The organism is Streptomyces sp. PU-14G, from assembly GCF_041028275.1.
GTDB lineage: Bacteria > Actinomycetota > Actinomycetes > Streptomycetales > Streptomycetaceae > Streptomyces.
On the sequence record NZ_JASKYT010000136.1, the window covers coordinates 1 to 18,699 of the forward strand.

Genomic DNA, 18,699 nt, shown 5'->3' on the forward strand with positions numbered 1-18,699 from the left:
GCCCCGGCGGGGTGCTGCCCGTTGGTCGCGCCGGGGCCCGCCCGCCGGCACACCGCCCGCACATCGCCGGAAGCGGACGGAGCGCCGCCGGAGGGCCGCCTGAAAGCCAACAGAAGACCGGCGGAAGACCGGCGGAAGACCGAGGGAAGRGGCAGCRCCCCGCCGGGGCCCGCCCGCCGGCACACCGCCCGCACATCGCCGGAAGCGGACGGAGCGCCGCCGGAGGGCCGCCTGAAAGCCAACAGAAGACCGGCGGAAGACCGGCGGAAGACCGAGGGAAGAGGATCCGGTGAGGGGCGCTAGTCTTGGGGCGCACGCGTGGGCGGATCGACACCGCAGCAGGACGATCGCCGCGCATTGTCCGACAAATAAACTCGGGAGCCCCGATGCCTCGACAGGGAGACCGTCGGCACTCACCCCGCGTGAAGCTCTACCAGCGGATCGTGGCGGCCATCGACGACGGCACCTTCCCTCCGGGGGCGAAGCTGCCGCCCGAGCCCGAGTTGGCCGCCCAGTTGGGCGTGAGCCGCTCGGGGCTGCGCGAGGTGCTGATCCTGCTGCAGGAGGACGGCGTGATAACCCGCCGCCAGGGCTCGGGGAGCGTCGTCAACCAGCCGCCGCCCGCCCCCGGTCTGGAGCGGCTGCTGCCCGTGGAAGCGCTTCTGGGACCCGGCGCGCCGCGGTGCCGCCGCCTCGTCGTCGAATGGGAGGAGCCCACCGACTTCTCCGGCTACCACCTGCGCATGGCACCGGCGGAGCGCGCGTGCTTCTGGGAGACGGTCGTCGACGTGGACGGCGCGCCCGCCTGTTTCGCGCACGAATGGGCCGCGGACGAGACGGCGCTGCGCGCCGCTGCCGGGCCGTCCCTGGTCACCGCGCTCGGCGCCGCGTCGCTCGACCCCGGCGGCACCCCGGCCGCCACCGGGAGCCTGGCCGCCGCCGACACCGTGGCCACCGCCGGGAGCCTGGCCGCCGACGGGAGCGGGAGCCCCGACGGACGGGAGGAGCCGCACGGGGACGAGCCGGTCGGCGGGCGGGAGGCGCCCGGCACCATGCTCGCCGCTTTCCTGCACAGCGGGGCCGCTTCCGCACTCACGGCGCGCAGCACCTTGGGAGCCACCGTGCTCGGCACGGTGCGCGGCCGTGCCGTCTCCAGGCCGCCCGAGACCCCGGCGATGCTGCTCACCCAGACCGTCTCGGCCTCCGGCCGCCCTGTCATGGCCGCCAAGTACCTCTTCCCCGCGGGCGCCCCCCTGCTCTCGCTGACCCCGCGACGCTGACACGCCCGCGCGGGTCGGCGCGGCCGGGTACCGTCACAGGCCCGCGCGCCGGGCCCGTGGGACGACGACGGGGGCACCGTCGACCGGGGCGGACAGGATGTCGGCCTCCGCCTGGTAGAGCTCCTTCACCAGCGTCTCGTCGACCGTCTCGCGGGGATCTCCCTGGGCCAGCACACGGCCGTCCTTCATGGCGACGAGGAGATCGGCGTGGCGGGCTGCCGCCGTCAGGTCGTGCTGCACCATCACGACGGTGCGCCCGGTGGCGGCCACCTCGCGGACGAGGGCGAGGACGTCGACGGCGTGTCCGAGGTCGAGCGCGCTGGTCGGCTCGTCGAGCAGCACCACGGGGGTGTGCTGTGCGAGCACCATGGCGAGCCAGCAGCGCTGGCGCTGGCCGCCGGAGAGCTGGTCGAGGCGTTCGGCGGCCAGTTCGGCGGTGCCGGTGGCCTCCAGCGCCTCGCGGACGGCGCGTTCGTCCTCGCGCGACCACTGGCGCAGCAGCCCCTGGTGGGGGTGGCGGCCGTAGCGGACGAGCCCGGCCACCGTGACGGCTTCGGGCGCGCGCGGCGACTGGGGCAGCAGGGCGACGCGGTGCGCTGCCTGGCGGCGGCTCAGCCGCCACACGTCGGCCCCCGCCATCCGCACCGTCCCGGAGTCGGGGCGGTGCAACCGGGCGAGGGTACGCAACAGGGTGGACTTGCCGCAGCCGTTGGGGCCGACGATGGCGGCCACCTGCCCGCCGGTGACGGTGAGGTCCACGTCGTGGACGACGGGCCTGCCGGGGTAGCCGGCGTGCAGGGCGCGGACTTCGAGGCCCGGGGTCGTCTCGGTCATGGTCGGGTGCGCGCCTTTCGGGTGGTGCGGTCTGAGCGGAGCAGTACCCACAGCAGGAAGGGCCCGCCGAGCACGCTGGTGACGACGCCGACGGGGAGTTCGACGGGGGCGACGACGCGGCCGAGGGCGTCGGCGGCGACCACGAGGACCGCACCGGCGAGGGCAGAGCCGACGACGGGCACCCGGGTGGGCCCGGACAGCCCCTGGGCGAGGATCGGCGCGGCCAGCGCGACGAAGGCGATGGGTCCGCCGACGCCGACCGCCAGTCCGGCCAGGGCGACGGCGAGGCAGAGCGCGGCGGTCCGCAGGCGGCGCAGCTCGACGCCGAGCGAGGCCGCCACCTCGTCGTCGAAGCGCAGCAGTTGCAGCCGGTGCCCGGCCGCCAGGCTGAGCGGCACCAGAAAGAGCAGTGCGACGAGGAAAGGTGTGCCCGCGCTCCAGTCGCGGCCGTTGAGGCTGCCGACGGCCCACAGGAAGACGCCGCCCGCGGTGTTGTCGTTCTCCCGCGACATGATCAGGTCGCTGACGGCACCGACGACGGTGGAGACGCCGATACCCACGACGAGGATGCGGTAGCCGGCCGTCCCCGCGCCGCCCGCGCACAGCACCACGAGCGCGGCGGCGACGACGGCACCGATCGGGCCGAGCCACCACTGGCCGACCATGCCGGTCGCGGATCCCGCGGCGGAGGCGACGACGGCGGCGGTGGCCCCCTCGTTGACGCCGACCAGGTCGGGGGTGGCGAGCCGGTTGCCCGCCAGGGTCTGGGTGAGGCAGCCGGCGACGCCGAGCGCGGCACCGACCATCAACCCCACGCACAGCCGGGACAGCCGGAAGTCGCGCACGATCATCACCGTGCCCGGGTCGCCGGTGCCCAGCAGGCCGCCGACCGCGTCGGAGAGCCCCATGCCGCTGGAAGAGGCCACGATCGCCAGGGCGGTGGCCAGCGCCAGCAGCGGCAGGAGGAGCGCGGCGGCCAGCGCGCTGCGGCGCGGGAAGAGCCAGGAGAGCCCTCCGACGCGCAGCACGGTGCTGTCGGGCGGGGGTGCGACGGGGTGCTCGTGCCGGGTGCGGCCGAGCCCGTCGGGCGCGCTCATGCGGAGGCTCCCGCGGTGGACATGCGGTGCGAGCGGGCGATCCAGACGAGCAGCGGGCCGCCGACGAAGGCGAGCAGAACGCTGACGGGGGTCTCCCACGGCTGGATGACGATCCGGGCCAAGAGGTCGGCGAGGAGGAGCACGTCGGCCGCCACGAGTGCGGACAGCAGGAGTTGGGCCGTCATGTGCGCCCCGGCCACGGCTCGGGCGGCGTAGGGCGCGAGCAGCCCCAGGAACGCGATGGGCCCCGCCACGGCGACGGCGCAGCCGGCCAGCAGGGAGACGGCGCCCGCCACCACGAGGCGGACGCGTTCGGGGTGGTGGCCGAGCGAGCGGGCGCTGTCGTCGCCGAGTCCGAGCGCGGACAGCGGGCGGGAGCAGGCCAGTGCCGTGCCGAGCCCGAGCAGCACCAGGGGCAGCAGCGGGAGCAGGTCGCCGGTCTCGACTCCGGCGAGCGAACCGATGGTCCAGTAGCGGTAGGTGTCGAACGTCGACTGGGTGCCCAGCAGTACGTACGAGGTGAGCCCGTGGAAGGTGGCGCCGAGCGCCGAGCCGACCAGGACCAGCCGCAGCGGCGATCCCGCGGTGCGTCCCGAGGCGGCGAGCAGCAGCACGACGGCGCTGGCGGTGATGCCGCCGGCCAGCGCCCAGCACAGCAGCGCGGTGGGGGACTCGGCGTCGAAGAAGGTGAGTCCGCACACGACGGCGAAGGCGGCGCCGGAGTTGACGCCGAGCAGTCCGGTCTCCGCGAGCGGGTTGCGGGTGGCGGCCTGGAGCAGGCATCCGGCGAGCCCGAGGCAGACGCCGACGAGGACGGCGGCCAGCGTCCTGGGCAGCCGGACGTCCAGGACGGCGAGGCGCAGTTGGGCGTCGGCGCGGGCCTGCGGGTCGCCGAGGAGGTAGTCCCAGGCGCGGCCCGGGGAGCTGGAGCCGCTGCCGACGAGGAGGGAGGTGAGGACGAGCCCCAGGAGGAGGACGGTCAACACGAGGGCGGCTTCGAGAACCAACCGCCGCTTGCGCGCGGGGCGTTGACCGGGAGGGGTGCCGGATGCGGCGGCCCGTCCCTCTTGCACACTGCTCATGAGGTTAGCCTAACCTAAGCTCGTCCGTCCGGAATCGTCCGGGCGGCAGGACTGCGCATGCCCGGAAACCGACCGCGCGTGCCTGAAGGAGAGAACCCGACCATGCAGCTCAAGCCCTCCGCCCCCGTTCGCAGACGCGTCCGCCCCGCCGTCGCCGCCCTGTGCCTGACCGCGTGCGCGGCCACGCTCGCGGGCTGCGGTTCCTCCGACGCGAAGGCCGACGGCGACAGCAAGGGAGACAAGGGCGGCACGGTCCGGGTCACCGACGCCACCGGCACGAAGGTCTCGGTCCCCGAGGACCCCGAGCGCGTGGTCGCGCTCAGCGAGATGGACCTGGACTCCTCCCTCGCGCTCGGCGTCGAGCCGGTCGGGCTGACCGCCGGCCGCGGACAGCAGGGGGCGCCCGCCTACCTGGCGAAGGAGGCCAAGGGCATACCCGTGGTCGGCGCGGTGACCGGCCCGGACATCGAGAAGGTCGTCCGCGCCGAGCCGGACGTCATCCTCGCCGGACAGCTCGCCGACAAGCAGGTCCTCGCACAGTTGCGGAAGATCGCGCCCACCGTGGTGACCATCGACAAGACCAAGGACTGGCGCACGTCCCTGCGGCTCACCGGCAAGGTGCTGGGCAAGGACGACAAGGCCGACGGCTTCCTCGACGACTACCGCGCGAAGACGGAGGCGCTGAAGAAGGACCTCGGCTCCCACGCCGGCGCCACCGTCTCCGTCGCCCGGTACTCGGCCAAGGGCACAGCCGTGATGCAGCAGGGCGTCTTCATCAGCGGCGTCCTGGGGGACCTGGGCTTCAAGCGGCCCGGCATCCAGAACCGGAAGGGCGAGGGCCACTCCACACCGATCAGCGACGAGAGCCTTGAGAAGGTCGACGGGGACTGGCTGTTCATCGGCACCCTCTCCTCGAACGGTCCCGACGCCGATCTGTTCGACAAGCTCACCCACAAGCCCGCCTACCAGCAGCTGGACGCGGTGCGCGAGAAGCACGTCACCGAGATCGACGGGTCCAAGTGGACCAGCCTGGGCGGCGCCAACGCCGCCGTCTCGGTACTGGCCGACATCAGGAAGGCCATGGTCGCGTGAGCACCGCACACGAGACGGCACCCGGCGCGGCACACCCCCGCGCGCCCGAACTCGACGGACGGCTCGCCCTGGTGACGGGCGCGTCCCGTGGCATCGGCGCAGCCGTCGTACGGGCACTCGTCGCACAGGGCGCGCACGTCCTGGCCACCGACCTGGACCCGGCGGGCGTGGAGAAGCTCGCCGCCGAACATCCCGGCCAGGTCACCGCGCGCCCGCTGGATGTGACCGACGCGGCGGCGGTCGAGGCGCTACTGGCCGAGAGCGACCGCCTCCTGGGCCCGCTCGACATCGCCGCCAACGTCGCGGGCATCCTGCGCGGCGCCGAGGTGACCGAGCTGAGCGACGCGGACTGGGAGGCCACCTTCGCCGTCAACACCAACGGCGTCTTCCACGTGTCGCGGGCCGCTGCCCGCCGCATGTCCGAGCGCGGCAGCGGCAGCATCGTCACCGTCGCCTCGAACGCGGCGGGCATCCCCCGCACCGGCATGGCCGCCTACGCCGCCTCCAAGGCCGCGGCGGTGATGTTCACCAAGTGCCTCGGTCTGGAGGTCGCCGAGCGCGGCGTGCGCTGCAACACCGTCTCCCCCGGCTCCACGCTCACCGACATGCAGCGGGCCTGCTGGGGCCCGGGCGCCGACGACGAGGCGACCGCCGCGCGGCGGGTGATCGAGGGCGACCTGGCGACGTACCGCACCGGCATCCCGCTCGGCCGGATCGCCGACCCGGCCGACATCGCCGAGGCCGTCGTCTTCCTCGCCTCCGACCGTGCCCGCCACATCACCCTGCACGACCTGTACGTGGACGGCGGCGCCACGCTGCGGGCCTGAACCGCCCGGCCCCGCCGTCGCCACGGCTCGTGCCTCTCCCCTGGAGAAACCATGTCTGTCCCCTTGCGTGAACTCCCCGCGCCCACCGACGAGACCGCGCCCGCCCAGCCGGGTCCGCGTCTCGCCCCCGGCGCGGCGACCGCCCTCCTGGACGCCTACCGAAGCGGCACCGACCGGCTGCTGGCCACGCCGCACCGCACGCTGCTGGCGCACGGTACGGCGGCCGAGACGCCGCACGACGCACGGCCGCTGCCCGAGCGGGTACGCCGGCTGCTGGACGCCCGGCGGAAAGCCGGCGACCCGGCGCCGCTCGTGGTGGGCGCGCTGCCCTTCGCCCCCGACGCGCCGCCTGCGCTGGCCGTCCCCGAGCGGGTGCGGTGGGCGCCGCCGCTGCGCGAGGACCCGCTGGTGGTCCTGCCGGTCCCCGAGCAGGAGGCGGACGGCCGCTGGGAGATGCGCGAGGTGCCGACCGCGGAACGGTACGGCCGGGCAGTGGCCTCGGCCGTGGAGCGGATGCGGGCGGGAGAGTTCGACAAGGTGGTGCTCGCCCGCACCCTGGAGCTGACCGCGCCCGGCGAACCTGACCTGCCCGCCATGCTGCGCCGGCTGGCCCGCCGCGACCCGGCCGGCTACACCTTCGCCGTGCCCAGCGGCCCGGGCCGCACCCTCGTCGGCGCCAGCCCCGAACTCCTCGTCGCCCGCCGGGACGGCCGTCTGACCGCCAACCCGCTGGCCGGGTCCGCGCCCCGCAGCGGCGACCTGGCCGAGGACGTGCGCCGCGCCGCCGCGCTGCTGGAGTCGCCGAAGGACCTGCACGAACACGCCGTCGTGGTCGACGCGGTGCGGGAGGCGCTGGCGCCGTTCTGCGCACGCCTGGAGATACCGGACAAGCCGACGCTGGTGCGTACCGCCGCCATGTGGCACCTGTCCACCACCGTCACCGGCGAACTGTCCGACCCCTCGGTCACCGCGCTGGAGCTGGCCTCGGCGCTGCACCCCACTCCGGCGGTCTGCGGCACACCGACCCGAACGGCTCGCGAGGTCATCGCCGCGCTGGAGCCCTTCGAGCGGGGCCCCTACACCGGCATGGTCGGCTGGCAGGACGCCGACGGGGACGGCGAGTGGGTGGTGACGATCCGCTGCGCCGAGGCCGAGGGCTCGCGGCTGCGGCTGTTCGCCGGGGCCGGTGTGGTGGCCGACTCCTCCCCCGAGGCGGAGACGGCGGAGACCGGCGCCAAGTTCCGCACGTTCCTGGACGCCGTGGGGGCCGCGCTATGAGCACCCGGCAGGCCGTGCCCGAGCGGGCCGCGCAGGCGGCGTCCGCACAGACGGCGTCCGCGCAGTCCGGGCGGACCGCTCCCGCAGAAGACTCCGCCCCAACGGCCCTCACCCCGGGCGTGGACGCGCCCACGTGGCCCGCCGCGTTCGCCGAGCGCTACCGGGCCGCGGGCTACTGGCGCGGCGAGACGTTCGGGCAGATGCTGCGCGAGCGGGCCGCCGCGCACCCCGACCGCGTCGCCCTGGTGGACCCGGCGCCGCAGCGCCGCACCTGGACCTACCGGCAACTGGACGAGCGCGCCGACCGGCTGGCGGCGGGCTTCGCGGCACGCGGTATCGGCAAGGGCGACCGGGTCGTGCTGCAACTGCCCAACGTCGGCGAGTTCGTGGAGGTCGTCTTCGCCCTCTTCCGGATCGGCGCGCTGCCCGTGTACGCGCTGCCCGCGCACCGCGAGACGGAGATCTCCTACTTCTGCTCGTTCACCGAGGCCGTGGCCTACGTGATCCCTGACCGGCACACGGGGTTCGACCACCGGCGCCTGGCCTCCACGGTGCGCCACCAGGCACCGTCGCTGCGGCACGTGTTCGTCGTCGGCGATCCGGGCGAGCACACGGCGCTGAGCGAGGTCGCCCGCGCCCCGGAAGGCCCCCTCGCCGGGCCCGAGCCGCACGAGCTGGCGTTCCTGCAGCTCTCGGGCGGGACCACGGGCGTGCCCAAGCTGATCCCCCGGACCCACGACGACTACCTGTACTCGCTCCACGGCTCGAACGAGATCTGCGGAGTGGACGCCGACACCCGCTTCCTCGTCGTCCTGCCCGCGGCGCACAACTTCCCGATGAGCTCCCCCGGCTGGCTGGGGACCCTGCTGGCCGGCGGCCGGGTCGTGCTGTGCCCGCGCCCCGACCCGGGCACCGCCTTCCCCCTGATGGCGCGCGAGGGCGTCACCATGACCGGTCTCGTACCGCCGCTGGCGCTGGTGTGGACGCAGGCGGCGGCCACCGCCGAGGACGACCTCTCGCGCCTGGAACTCGTCCTCGTCGGCGGCGCCAAGTACAGCGAGGAGGCGGCGCGCCGCCTCGAACCCGCGCTGGGCTGCCGGCTCATGCAGGTCTTCGGCATGGCCGAGGGGCTGGTCAACTACACCCGGCTGGACGACGACGAGGAAACCGCCGTGACCACCCAGGGCCGCCCCATCTCCCCCGACGACGAGGTCCGCATCGTCGACGACGACGACCGCGACGTGCCCGAGGGCGCGTTCGGGCACCTGCTGACCCGGGGCCCGTACACGATCCGCGGCTACTGGCGCGCCGAGAAGCACAACGCCCGCTCCTTCACCCCGGACGGCTTCTACCGCACCGGCGACCTGGTGCGCCGCACCCCCAGCGGCCATCTGGTGGTCGGGGGCCGGGCCAAGGACCAGATCAACCGGGGCGGTGAGAAGGTCGCGCCGGAGGAGGTGGAGAACATCATCCTCGCCCACCCCGGTGTGCACGACGTCTCCGTCGTCGCCGTGCCCGACAGCTACCTGGGGGAGCGCTCCCTGGCCTACGTCATCCCGCGCGAGGGCGCCGAGCCGTTGCGGCCCGCCCAGATAAAACGGTTCGTGCGGGAGCGCGGCATCGCCGCCTACAAGGTCCCGGACCTCGTCGAGTTCGTCACCGCGTTCCCGCAGACGGGCATCGGCAAGGTCAGCAAGAAGGGGCTGCGGTCCGCCGCGACCGCCGCCGAGCAGCAGTGAAAGGCGCCTGACACCGTGGCACTTCCCGCCATCGCCCCCTATCCCCTGCCGAGAGCCGACGAGTTGCCCGCCAACCGCGCGACCGCCTGGCGCGCCGACCCGGCACGCGCCCTGCTGCTCGTCCACGATCTGCAACAGCACTTCCTCGGTGCCTTCCCCGCCGGACAGCAGCCGCTGACCGGCATGCTGGCCAACACCGCACGGCTGCTGTCCGCCTGCCGCGGCCTGGACCTACCGGTCGTCTACTCCGTCCAGCGCGGTGGCCAGACCCCGCACCAACGCGGCCTCCAACTCGACTTCTGGGGGCCGGGGGTGGCGGACGACCCGGACGCCCTCGCCATCCCGGAGGCCGTCGCACCCGTCGCGGGCGACCACACGGTCACCAAGTGGAAGTACAGCGCGTTCGTCCGCACCGAACTGGCCGACCTCCTGCGCGAGACCGGCCGCGACCAGTTGATCGTCGTCGGCGTGTACGCGCACATCGGGGTGCAGGTGACCGCCTGCGACGCGTGGATGCGCGACATCGAGGCGTTCGTCGTCGCCGACGCCGTCGCCGACTTCTCCCCCGAAGACCACGCGGCGGCCCTGCGCTGGGTCGCGGGCCGCTGCGGCTTCGTCACCACGACAGAGGCGCTCCTCGACGACTTCACCGCCACGCCACGCCCTGCCGACCACCCCACCGCCCGCACGGAGGCCTGAACCCGATGTCCCTCACACCCGAGCAGATCCGCGCGGATGTCGCCGACGCCCTCGGCGAGGACCCCGCCGACATCCCGCTGGACGGCAACCTGGTCGACCACGGGCTCGACTCGGTGCGCCTGATGTCCCTGCTGGAGCGCTGGCGCCGCGACCACGAGGTGCGCGTCGACTTCGCCGACCTCGCCGAGAACCCCGCCATCGAGGCGTGGGCACCGCTGCTGGGGGCGGCATGACCGTCCTGTCCACGCACCGGGCAGGACCGGCTCCCGCCGGTGACGGTGCTTGGCTGCCGCTGACGGCCGCGCAGGAGGGCATGTGGTACGCGCAGGCCCTCGACCCGCTCAGCCCCGCGCAGAACACCGCCGAATGCCTGGTGATCGACGGCCCGCTGGACCCGGAGGCGTTCGCCGCGGCGCTGCGCCGGGTCGTCACCGAGTCCGACGCGCTGCGGGTCCGCGTCCAGGACACCGGGCAGGGCCCCCGCCAGCAGGTGCGTGAGTCCGTGGAGCTGCCGCTGGCCGTGGAGGATCTGCGCTCCGCGGGCGAAGAGGCCGAACAGCGGGCCGAGGAGTGGATGCACGCGGACCTCGCCACCCCGTGCGACCTGGCGGCAGGCCCGCCGTTCCGGCACGCCCTCTTCCGCGTCGGCGACCGGCGGTGGCTGTGGTACCAGCGCGTCCACCACCTGGTCATGGACGGGTTCGGACACGCGCTCCTGGTACGCCGCACCGCTGAGGTCTACAGCGCGCTGGCCCGTGGTCAGGAGCCGGGCCCGCGCACCTTCAAGCCGCTGTCCGACCTGGTGGCCGAGGACGCCGCCTACCGCTCCTCCCAGGCGTTCACGCAAGACCGCGCACACTGGCGCGCCGCCTTCGCCGACCGCCCCGAGGCGCCACGGCTGGCCGGGCGGAGCGCGCTGCCCGCGCGGACGTTCCACCGCCGCACCGCCCACCTGGCGCCGGAGGCGACCGAGCGGCTGCGGGCCCTGGCAGACCGGTCCCGCGCCACCTGGCCCGACCTGCTGATCGCCGCTCAGGCCCTCTACGTGTCCCGGGCCTGCGGCCGCGACGACGTGGTCCTCGGACTGCCGATGATGGGCCGGATGGGCTCGGTCGCGCTGCGGGTGCCTGGCATGGTGATGAACGTGCTGCCGCTGCGGCTGACCGTGCGGCCCGAGGACTCCTTCGCCGACCTGGTGCGGCAGGTGGTGCTCGGCGTGCGCCAGGTGCGCCGCCACCAGCGGTACCGGTACGAGGACATCCGCCGCGACCTGGGCCTGCTGGGCGAGTCCCGGGGCCTGGTGGGCCCGCTCGTCAACGTCATGCCGTTCGACTACGCGGTGGACTTCGCGGGCACACCGGTGCAGGCGCGGAACCTGTCCGCCGGTCCTGTGGACGACCTGACCGTCAACATCTACGACCGTGCCGACGGGCGCGGGCTGCGCATCGACCACGACGGCAACCCGACCCTGTACGGCCACGCCGACCTCGCCGCACACCAGGAACGCTTCCTCCAGCTGCTGGACCGGCTCGCCCGGACGGACCCGCACGCCCCCACGGCCGTCCACGGCATCGCCACACCGGCCGAGGAGACCCTGGTCGTCGAGGAGTTCAACAGCACAGCGCGCACGCTGCCCCCGACCACCCTGATCGGTCCCATCGAGGCGCAGGCGGCCCGCACCCCGCAGGCCACCGCGCTGGTGTACGGCTCGACGGCGCTCACCTACGCGCAGCTCGACGCCCGCGCCAACCGACTGGCCCGGCACCTGCGGACGCTGGGCGCCGGCGTCGGCACCGTCGTGGCGGTCTCCGTGCCGCGCTCGGCGGAGCTGGTGGTCTCCCTCCTCGCGGTGCTGAAGACGGGGGCCGCCTACCTGCCGCTCGACCCGGACTACCCGGCCGCGCGGCTCGCCTTCATGCTGGAGGACGCGGCGCCGGTGTGCGCCGTCACCGACCACGCGGAGCGGCTCCCCGCGGCGGGTGACACCCCGCTGGTCGCCCTCGGGGACCTGGACGAGACCACGCTGTCGTGTCACCCGCCCGTACCTCCCGAGCGCCCGCTGACGCCTGCCCACCCGGCGTACGTCATCTACACCTCGGGATCCACGGGACGTCCCAAGGGCGTCGTCGTCCCGCACAGCGCCATCGACAACCGGCTGCGCTGGATGCAGCACACCTACCCGCTGACCCACGACGACCGGGTGCTCCAGAAGACACCGTCGTCGTTCGACGTCTCCGTCTGGGAGTTCTTCTGGCCGCTGCGCGAGGGCGCGACGCTGGTGGTCGTGGAGCCCGGCGGCCACCGCGACCCGGTGCGCCTCGCCGAGGTGATACGGCAGCAGTCCGTCACCGTCTGCCATTTCGTGCCGTCGATGCTCCAGGCGTTCCTCGCAGGGCCCGACGCGGCCGGGTGCACGGGCCTGAGCCGCGTGTTCTGCAGCGGCGAGGCGCTGCACCGCGAGACGGTGCGGGCCTTCTTCGCCGCGCTGCCCGGCGTCGAGCTGCACAATCTGTACGGCCCCACGGAGGCCGCCGTCGACGTCTCCCACCACGCCTGCGACCCGGACGCGACGGGTCCTGTGCCGATCGGGCGGCCGGTGTGGAACACCCGCCTGCACGTGCTCGACCCGGCCGGGCGACCGTGCCCCCCGGGCGTGCAGGGAGAGCTGTACCTGGCCGGGGCGCAACTGGCCGACGGCTACCTGAACCGCCCCGAGCTGACCGCCGCACGCTTCGTGACGACGCCTGGCGGCCGGCCGGGACATCCCCGACCGCCGGAGCAGCGGATGTACCGCACCGGGGATCTGGCACGCTGGACCGACGCGGGGGAGGTCGTCTACCTGGGCCGCACCGACGACCAGGTGAAGCTGCGCGGCCAGCGCGTCGAACTGGGCGAGGTCGAGGCCGCGTTGGCGGCCCAGGCCGGCGTGACCGGCGCCTGCGCCCTGGTGCGCGAGGACCGCCTGGACGAGGACCGCCTGGGCGAGGACCGTCCGGGCGAGCAGCGCCTGGTCGGGTACGTGACCGGGGACGCGGACCCGGCGGCGCTGCGCGCCGCCCTCGCCGCGGAACTCCCCGAACACATGGTGCCGTCGGCGGTCGTCGCCGTGGCCGAGTTCCCGCTCGGCCCCAGCGGCAAGCTCGACCGCGGGGGACTGCCCGCGCCCGTCTTCGCCGCCTCCGGCGGCACGGACGGCGGGCGGCGCCCCGCGGGGCCGCGCGAGGAGCTGCTGACCCGCCTGTTCTCCGAGGTGCTCGGTGTGCCGGGGGTGGGGCCCGAGGACGCGTTCTTCGACCTGGGCGGCACCTCGCTGCTCGCCGTGCAACTGGTGGCACGGGTACGCGAGACGCACGGAACCGAACTGACGATCGGCTCGCTGTTCGAGGCCCCGACCCCCGCCGCGCTCGCCGCTCGCCTGGAGACCGCGGCCCCCGTCTCCGGCGACGCGCTGGAGGTGCTCACGCCGCTGCGCCCCACCGGCGGCAGGACGCCCCTGTTCGCCCTCCACCCGGCGGGCGGCCTGGCCTGGTGCTATGCGGGGCTGGCGGCCCGGCTCGGCCCCGCACAGCCCGTCTGGGGTGTGCAGGCGCGCGGGCTGGCCGACGACGAGCCGCTGCCGGGCTCGCTGCTGGAGGAGGCCGCCGACTACGCGGACCGCATCCGCGCCCTCCAGCCGCACGGCCCCTACCGGCTGGTGGGCTGGTCGGTGGGCGGGGTCCTCGCCCACACGGTGGCCGTGCTGCTCCAGGAGGCCGGGGAGCGGGTCGATCTGCTGGCGCTGCTCGACGCGTTCCCCGCCGAACAGTGGCGCGGCAGGCCCGCACCCGAGGAGGGCGACGCGCTCACGGCCGTCCTGCGGATGGCCGGCTTCGAGCGCACGACCGAGCGCGACCGCGACGACGTGCTGGCCACCCTGCGCCGGGCGGGCAGCCCGCTGGCGGGGCTCGCCGACCGCACGTTGGCACGGATCGTGGACGTGGTGCCCAACCACGCGCGGCTGATGCGCGAGCACCACCACCGGGTCTTCGACGGCGACGTCCTGTTCTTCACGGCCGCCGCACCGCGCGCCGAGGACTGGCTGACCCACACGGCGTGGCGTCCGCACGTGACGGGCTCGATCGACAACCACGACCTCGACTGCACGCACCCTCGGCTGCTGCGGGACGAGCATCTCGACGCGATCGCCGGGACGTTGGCGCGAAGGCTCGCTCAGCTGGACGGCTGAGCGAGCCCGGCGCCGCTTTCGAGGCGTCCGGGGGGGGTGGTGCTAGGCAGCACCCGCGGAAATCCGAACGGGTACTCCGAGAGTGTGGTGCCGGCGCGCCGGAAAGCAGCGGTCTTCCGCGCGTCGCGCGCCGGGACACCGCATCTTCCCAGCGTTGCGGTCGGCACCGTCGGACCGAGGACCGCGCCGCTCCGACCTCCTGGTCCTTCACAGCGTTCCCGCAGCCTGGAGGGGGCTGGCGGAGTTACCGGCGCGCCTCCGCTATCGCGGCCAGGGCGCCGACTCTGTCACCGGCGTCAGTGACGTTCTGGGCGATGCGCTCGGCGTGCTCGGTGTCTGCGGGGGCCAGCGCTATGGCCACATTGCGTACCGTGACCGACTTCAACCCGTCGTCCGTGATGCTTTCGGCTGTCCGTATGGCGCGGTCGGCGTAGGCCGGTCTGTGTTTGACGAGCTCGGCCTGCAGACCCGCGACGTAAAACAGCCCATGGTCACGCATCTCGTCTTCGGCGGGGACCTGGCGCGCGAGGCGTTCGGCTTCGCGAGCGTAGCCGAGCGCTCGGCCGGTGTCCCTGTCGACCACCGATTTCCCGGCGACGACCAGGGTCCAGGCCATGGCTGTCCGGGGGAAGTTCCTGTCCTCCTCCGGAAGGCTCAGAAGAAGGCGATCGAACATGCGGACGTACCTGTCCAGACGAGCGGGGTCCCGCAGCGTCCCTTCCCGCAGTGGTCAGCGCGCTCGTGACGTCCTTGAGTACGAATATCCTCCGCTTTTCCGGAAGTTGGTGCGCCAGAGCTTCGGCCTCGGCGAAGAGTTCGTCCGCCCGGTCCGGGTCGGCGACGGCCAGGTGCTGGCCGGCCAGAGCCAGCACGCTCAGGGCCAGCCCCAGCTCTTGGGTCAGGTCGTCCTCCAGCGCCCGGACGATGGCTATCGACTCGTGGGCGAGCGCTGCCGCCTGCTCGGCGTCGAGTGGAGCAAGGCCCTCCCCCACGCGGGCAAGGTCGCGCGCGAGGTAGCGGTCCAAGCGGCGCTGCTGTTGGACGGTGAGCTCCGGCTTGACGGCCTGGGCCACGCGGAGGAGCCCGACGGCTCGACGGGGGTCCTTTTCGGCCAACTCATACGCGATGTCGGCCTGCGTCCGCGCGACGCCGATCAGCCGGTCGCCCAGCGCCGCGTCGGCGCAACCCCATACAACGCTTCGCAACCTCCCCGCGAGATCGACAACACGATCGGGGATGGTCGCAGCCGCCGGTGTGAGGAAGGGCAGAGCTTTGGTGAGTGCGCTGAGAGCCTCCGCCTTTTCATCCAGGACGATCCCCGGGACTGCCTTCTCGGCCTCTTCCAGGAGCTCCACCGCCTGGTGGTAGTGGCGCGCAAGGGCCACGTCCTTCGCGATGGTGGCCAGTTCCACCACCCGCCACCCCCACTCCGGGCCGGTATTGGCTCTGACCTCGCGGGCCCGGCGCACGCCTTCCGGCGAACAGCGCGAGTCCTCCTCGAACCGCTCCCTTTCGTCAACGACCCTGTAGAGGTGTGCGGAGTGGTCCTTCAGACGCTGACGCCACGCTGGTTCGTCCTCGTCGACGAGGAACGACAGGGTCCGGAACCTCGCGGCCTTGTGCCGCGTGTCCGGGAGACCGTGCAAAGCCTCCTCCGCCCTCTCCAGGAACCAGGTCGCCCGGTCGCGGTCCGCGTCGACCACCGCCCTCGCCAGGTCGATCAGTCCGGAAGCCCTCGCATCGGGGTCCGCCATCCCCGAAACGGCCTCTTCGCCCTCCTCCGCGAGGCTTCGCGCCCGCGGCGGATCGAGAGCGACCAGGCAGATGGCCGCACTCGTGAGAAGGCGAGCCCTCTGGGAGAGGTCGGTGATGTCGTGGCCGGCCTCCACGACCTCGTCGGCCAGCAGTCTCGCCTTGCCAGGGTCGACCGCGATCGTCGCGGAGGCAATCCTGGCCAACAGGCCCATCCTGGTGAAGCGGTCCGGGACAGCGCGGGCAACGTTCTCGGCGGCATCCCGTGCCGCGACGTGGGCAGCCGAGGGACCCGGATCCGGATCGGGTGCGGCTTCCTGCTCCCGGCGTTCGTGTGGTGAGCGGTTGCGGAGGTGAATGTGGCGTGTGACGTTGTTCTGCGCGAACAACTGTGGTTCGGGGCTGTCGCGACCGCGCATCCGGTCGCGGACCCTGAGCCAGATGTGCTCCAGACTGATCTCGGGACCGACTCCGGAGATGCCCGCTTCCAGCGTGGCGATCAGTTCACCCGTGAACTCGGGGAAAGCGGCGCCAGGCCGCACGAACGAGCGGCTGTGCGGTGGCGCCGACGTCAAAACGCAGTCACCGTAGCCGCTCTCGTCCCACCCACGAGACTCCCCCTCCCCGCTGTGTGCACCGGTTGCCTGCGCCTCGGGGTCTTCGTCGAGCGCGGCGGCCAGATCGTCACGGGTCGGGGCTCCAGGCGACATTCCACCGGCGATACCGCTGTAGCAGCAGTCCAGGATGGTGACTCTGTGCCTGGCCCGATGACCGGCCTGCCTGATCAGGTCGCGGAGCAGGCGGTAGGGCAGGGTGCCGATCTGCGGGTAGTCGGGGTCGGCGTCGACGAGCGCCAGGTGAAGGCGTTCGGCCTGGTCTCGTAGTCCGTGCCCGGCGAAGTACACCACCAACGTGTCCTCCGTGGCCAAGGCGGCGTCCCTGGCAGCCGTCAGGATCTGCTCCCGCGTGCTTTCGGAGCCAAGAAGGGTGACATGTTCGTGTGGGAGTCCCCAGATCGCGGGCTCGCGGAGCAGTCGGGCCGTGTGGGCCGCGCCCGTCGCCGCCGCCGACATGGCGGCCAGCCCGGCGTGCGCGTAGTCACTGATCCCGACCACCACCGCACGGCTCTTGTGCGGATCAGGTAGCACCACTCGCCCCCCTGTCGTCCCTGGTCGATTGTCGGGAGCTGTCCTCGTCGACCAGGCCCGAGTGGCCGGTTGGTGTGTCGCTTTCGCAGTCCCGCGTTGCGCTCAGGAGACGAGCGAGGCGGGCTGCGTCCTCCGGGCTGCCGTCCTCGATCACCATGCGCAGACCGTTGTGCTCGACCACCAGCCGCGCGCCCGGCCGCCGCCGCGGCGGAAGAGAAGCGCGGAAGTTCAGATGGGAGTAGATCAAGCCGGCAGTGGAGAAGCCGGCGCTCAAGCTCAGGCCGATCCACTCCAGCAGGCCTCCGGACATCCCGCCGTCAGTCAGTCCTGAACGTTCGCGAGTGATGGTGACATACCGGCCCACTGCCCGATCCTTGGCAATCCAGTCCGCAAAAAGGCCGGTGAGGTCGCCACCGCCGTCGGCCGTGCACGCGTTGGCCGACTCGTCTCCGATGCGTAGGCGCACATGTCCCCCTCGACCTCAGTGCTCATGAAGCGGCTCCCCCAGACCGTGGTCCGCGGTGGGTTTCATTGTTACCCGAGGACATCGCCAGTTGGCATCCCTGCGCTCAACTGGCGCCGCGCCCGGCGGACCGCTCCGCCCATCAGCCGTCGCCGAGCAGTTCCACCAGCCCGTCGGCCAGTTCAGTGCGCCAGCACAGGTAGTCGTGGCCGCCGTTGAACTCGCCGTAGACCGCGTCGGAGTATCCCGCGGTGGCGAGGGCCTCGCGCAGCCGGCGGGCGGCGGGCAGCGCGACCCACTCCTGGCGGCCGAAGGAGAGCCGGAAGCGGATGGGCAGTCGGGGCCCGGCCGCGATGCGCCCGGTCAGCCACTCCGCCGAGGGGCCGTCCGGCCACCAGAACGAGCCGGACTGGGCCAGCACGTTGCCGAACCTGCCGGGGGCCTGGAGCGCGGCGAACGCGGCGGTGAGGCCGCCGAGGCTCTGCCCCGCCACCACGGTGCGCGCCGGGTCGGCGGTGACCGGCAGGTGTGCGGCGGCCCAGGGCAGCAGTTCGTCGGCGAGGAAGGCGACGAACTCGGTCCTGCAGGTCAGCTCCCGCCAGCGGGTGGCGGCGTCGACCGAGTCGGGCAGCACAGCGGCGAGGGGCGGGAGGCGTCCTTCGGCGATGAGGTTGTCCAGCAGGTGGGCCAGGCCGAGCCGCGGCTGCCAGTGTTCGCCGTCCAGCAGGACCAGCACGGGGAGTTCGGCCGGCGGTGCTGCGGTGTGCTCCGCGGACGCGGCGGCTGCCGGGGTGTAGAGCCACACGCGCCGGGTGGTGCCCAGGTGCGCGCTCGCCACCTCGCTCTCGGTCACCGTGCCGTGGGCCACCTCGGCGCGTGGGGTCCAGTCGGCGGCCGTGGGGGCGGCGGGCAGTTCGGCGTAGGGCACTGGCTCGCCTCCCCAGCGGCGGGGCAGGGTGCGCGGGTTGCGGGGGTCGGTCCTGCGCTGGGTGCGCAGCCAGGGCCAGTAGCCCTGGTCGTGGGGCGCGGGTCCTTCCCCGTCGTCGACGAAGAGGTCGTAGGTGCCGCGCCAGTCGTGGCGCAACCGGACGGTCCAGTGCCAGATGTCGGTGCCGGGCGCCCGCTCCATGAGGTTGTCCTCGGGGGCGCGCGGGTCGGCGAGCTTGTTGGGCAGCACCTGCAC

Annotated in this window: 15 protein-coding genes; 8 read left to right on the plus strand and 7 right to left on the minus strand. The window is 73.6% G+C overall.

Annotation, left to right across the window (positions count from 1 at the left end):
• The first annotated feature begins 386 nt into the window (after positions 1-386).
• Complete coding sequence (locus tag AB8Z75_RS17580; protein ID WP_369203024.1) at positions 387-1,280, plus strand: GntR family transcriptional regulator; 894 nt, start codon at positions 387-389, stop codon at positions 1,278-1,280.
• A 33-nt stretch (positions 1,281-1,313) separates the two neighbouring features.
• On the opposite strand, the gene AB8Z75_RS17585 is transcribed toward AB8Z75_RS17580, so the two are convergent.
• The 3 genes from AB8Z75_RS17585 to AB8Z75_RS17595 are packed head-to-tail and all read right to left on the minus strand — an operon-like array spanning position 1,314 to position 4,293.
• Positions 1,314-2,114 (minus strand): ABC transporter ATP-binding protein, encoded by an 801-nt coding sequence (locus AB8Z75_RS17585; protein WP_369203026.1) that lies wholly within the window; start codon positions 2,112-2,114, stop codon positions 1,314-1,316.
• The gene (locus tag AB8Z75_RS17590; protein WP_369203028.1) at positions 2,111-3,211 is read right to left on the minus strand and encodes a FecCD family ABC transporter permease; all 1,101 of its coding nucleotides are present in this window, start codon (positions 3,209-3,211) and stop codon (positions 2,111-2,113) included. The genes AB8Z75_RS17585 and AB8Z75_RS17590 overlap by 4 nt, the downstream gene beginning before the upstream one ends.
• Positions 3,208-4,293 carry a FecCD family ABC transporter permease gene (locus tag AB8Z75_RS17595; protein ID WP_369203030.1) on the minus strand — a complete coding sequence of 362 codons (1,086 nt, stop codon included), beginning with the start codon at positions 4,291-4,293 and terminating at the stop codon, positions 3,208-3,210. Before AB8Z75_RS17595 ends, AB8Z75_RS17590 begins: the two co-directional genes overlap by 4 nt.
• A 102-nt stretch (positions 4,294-4,395) precedes the next feature.
• Here AB8Z75_RS17595 and AB8Z75_RS17600 point away from each other — a divergent pair, with 102 nt between their 5' ends.
• Genes AB8Z75_RS17600 through AB8Z75_RS17630 form a run of 7 tightly spaced genes read left to right on the plus strand, consistent with a single transcriptional unit; the run spans position 4,396 to position 14,153 of the window.
• The gene (locus tag AB8Z75_RS17600) at positions 4,396-5,385 is read left to right on the plus strand and encodes an ABC transporter substrate-binding protein (RefSeq protein WP_369203032.1); all 990 of its coding nucleotides are present in this window, start codon (positions 4,396-4,398) and stop codon (positions 5,383-5,385) included.
• Positions 5,382-6,212 (plus strand): 2,3-dihydro-2,3-dihydroxybenzoate dehydrogenase, encoded by an 831-nt coding sequence (locus AB8Z75_RS17605; RefSeq protein ID WP_369203034.1) that lies wholly within the window; start codon positions 5,382-5,384, stop codon positions 6,210-6,212. The genes AB8Z75_RS17600 and AB8Z75_RS17605 overlap by 4 nt, the downstream gene beginning before the upstream one ends.
• Before the next feature lie 51 nt (positions 6,213-6,263).
• Positions 6,264-7,490 (plus strand): isochorismate synthase, encoded by a 1,227-nt coding sequence (locus AB8Z75_RS17610; protein ID WP_369203036.1) that lies wholly within the window; start codon positions 6,264-6,266, stop codon positions 7,488-7,490.
• A complete protein-coding gene (locus AB8Z75_RS17615) occupies positions 7,487-9,229 on the plus strand; it encodes a (2,3-dihydroxybenzoyl)adenylate synthase (protein ID WP_369203038.1) in 1,743 nt (580 codons plus the stop codon). The genes AB8Z75_RS17610 and AB8Z75_RS17615 overlap by 4 nt, the downstream gene beginning before the upstream one ends.
• Before the next feature lie 15 nt (positions 9,230-9,244).
• On the plus strand, positions 9,245-9,928 hold the full coding sequence (locus tag AB8Z75_RS17620) for an isochorismatase family protein (protein ID WP_369203040.1): 684 nt from the start codon (positions 9,245-9,247) through the stop codon (positions 9,926-9,928).
• Between the two features lie 5 nt (positions 9,929-9,933).
• Positions 9,934-10,161 (plus strand): phosphopantetheine-binding protein, encoded by a 228-nt coding sequence (locus tag AB8Z75_RS17625; protein ID WP_369203042.1) that lies wholly within the window; start codon positions 9,934-9,936, stop codon positions 10,159-10,161.
• Positions 10,158-14,153, plus strand: coding sequence for an amino acid adenylation domain-containing protein (locus AB8Z75_RS17630; RefSeq protein ID WP_369203044.1), 3,996 nt, complete (start codon positions 10,158-10,160; stop codon positions 14,151-14,153). The genes AB8Z75_RS17625 and AB8Z75_RS17630 overlap by 4 nt, the downstream gene beginning before the upstream one ends.
• Before the next feature lie 244 nt (positions 14,154-14,397).
• Here AB8Z75_RS17630 and AB8Z75_RS17635 read toward each other — a convergent pair whose 3' ends face one another.
• The 4 genes from AB8Z75_RS17635 to fes all read right to left on the minus strand — a co-directional run.
• Positions 14,398-14,652, minus strand: a complete 255-nt coding sequence (locus AB8Z75_RS17635) for a hypothetical protein (RefSeq protein WP_369203046.1) — start codon at positions 14,650-14,652, stop codon at positions 14,398-14,400.
• Entirely contained in the window at positions 14,645-17,023 is a 2,379-nt protein-coding gene (locus AB8Z75_RS17640) for a hypothetical protein (protein WP_369203048.1), read from the minus strand. Before AB8Z75_RS17640 ends, AB8Z75_RS17635 begins: the two co-directional genes overlap by 8 nt.
• A gap of 19 nt (positions 17,024-17,042) precedes the next feature.
• Positions 17,043-17,519, minus strand: coding sequence for a hypothetical protein (locus AB8Z75_RS17645; protein WP_242749175.1), 477 nt, complete (start codon positions 17,517-17,519; stop codon positions 17,043-17,045).
• Positions 17,520-17,658: 139 nt separating this feature from the next.
• Positions 17,659-18,699, minus strand: a 1,041-nt coding sequence (gene fes / locus AB8Z75_RS17650; RefSeq protein WP_369203050.1) for an enterochelin esterase, incomplete at its 5' end; no start/stop codon positions are given.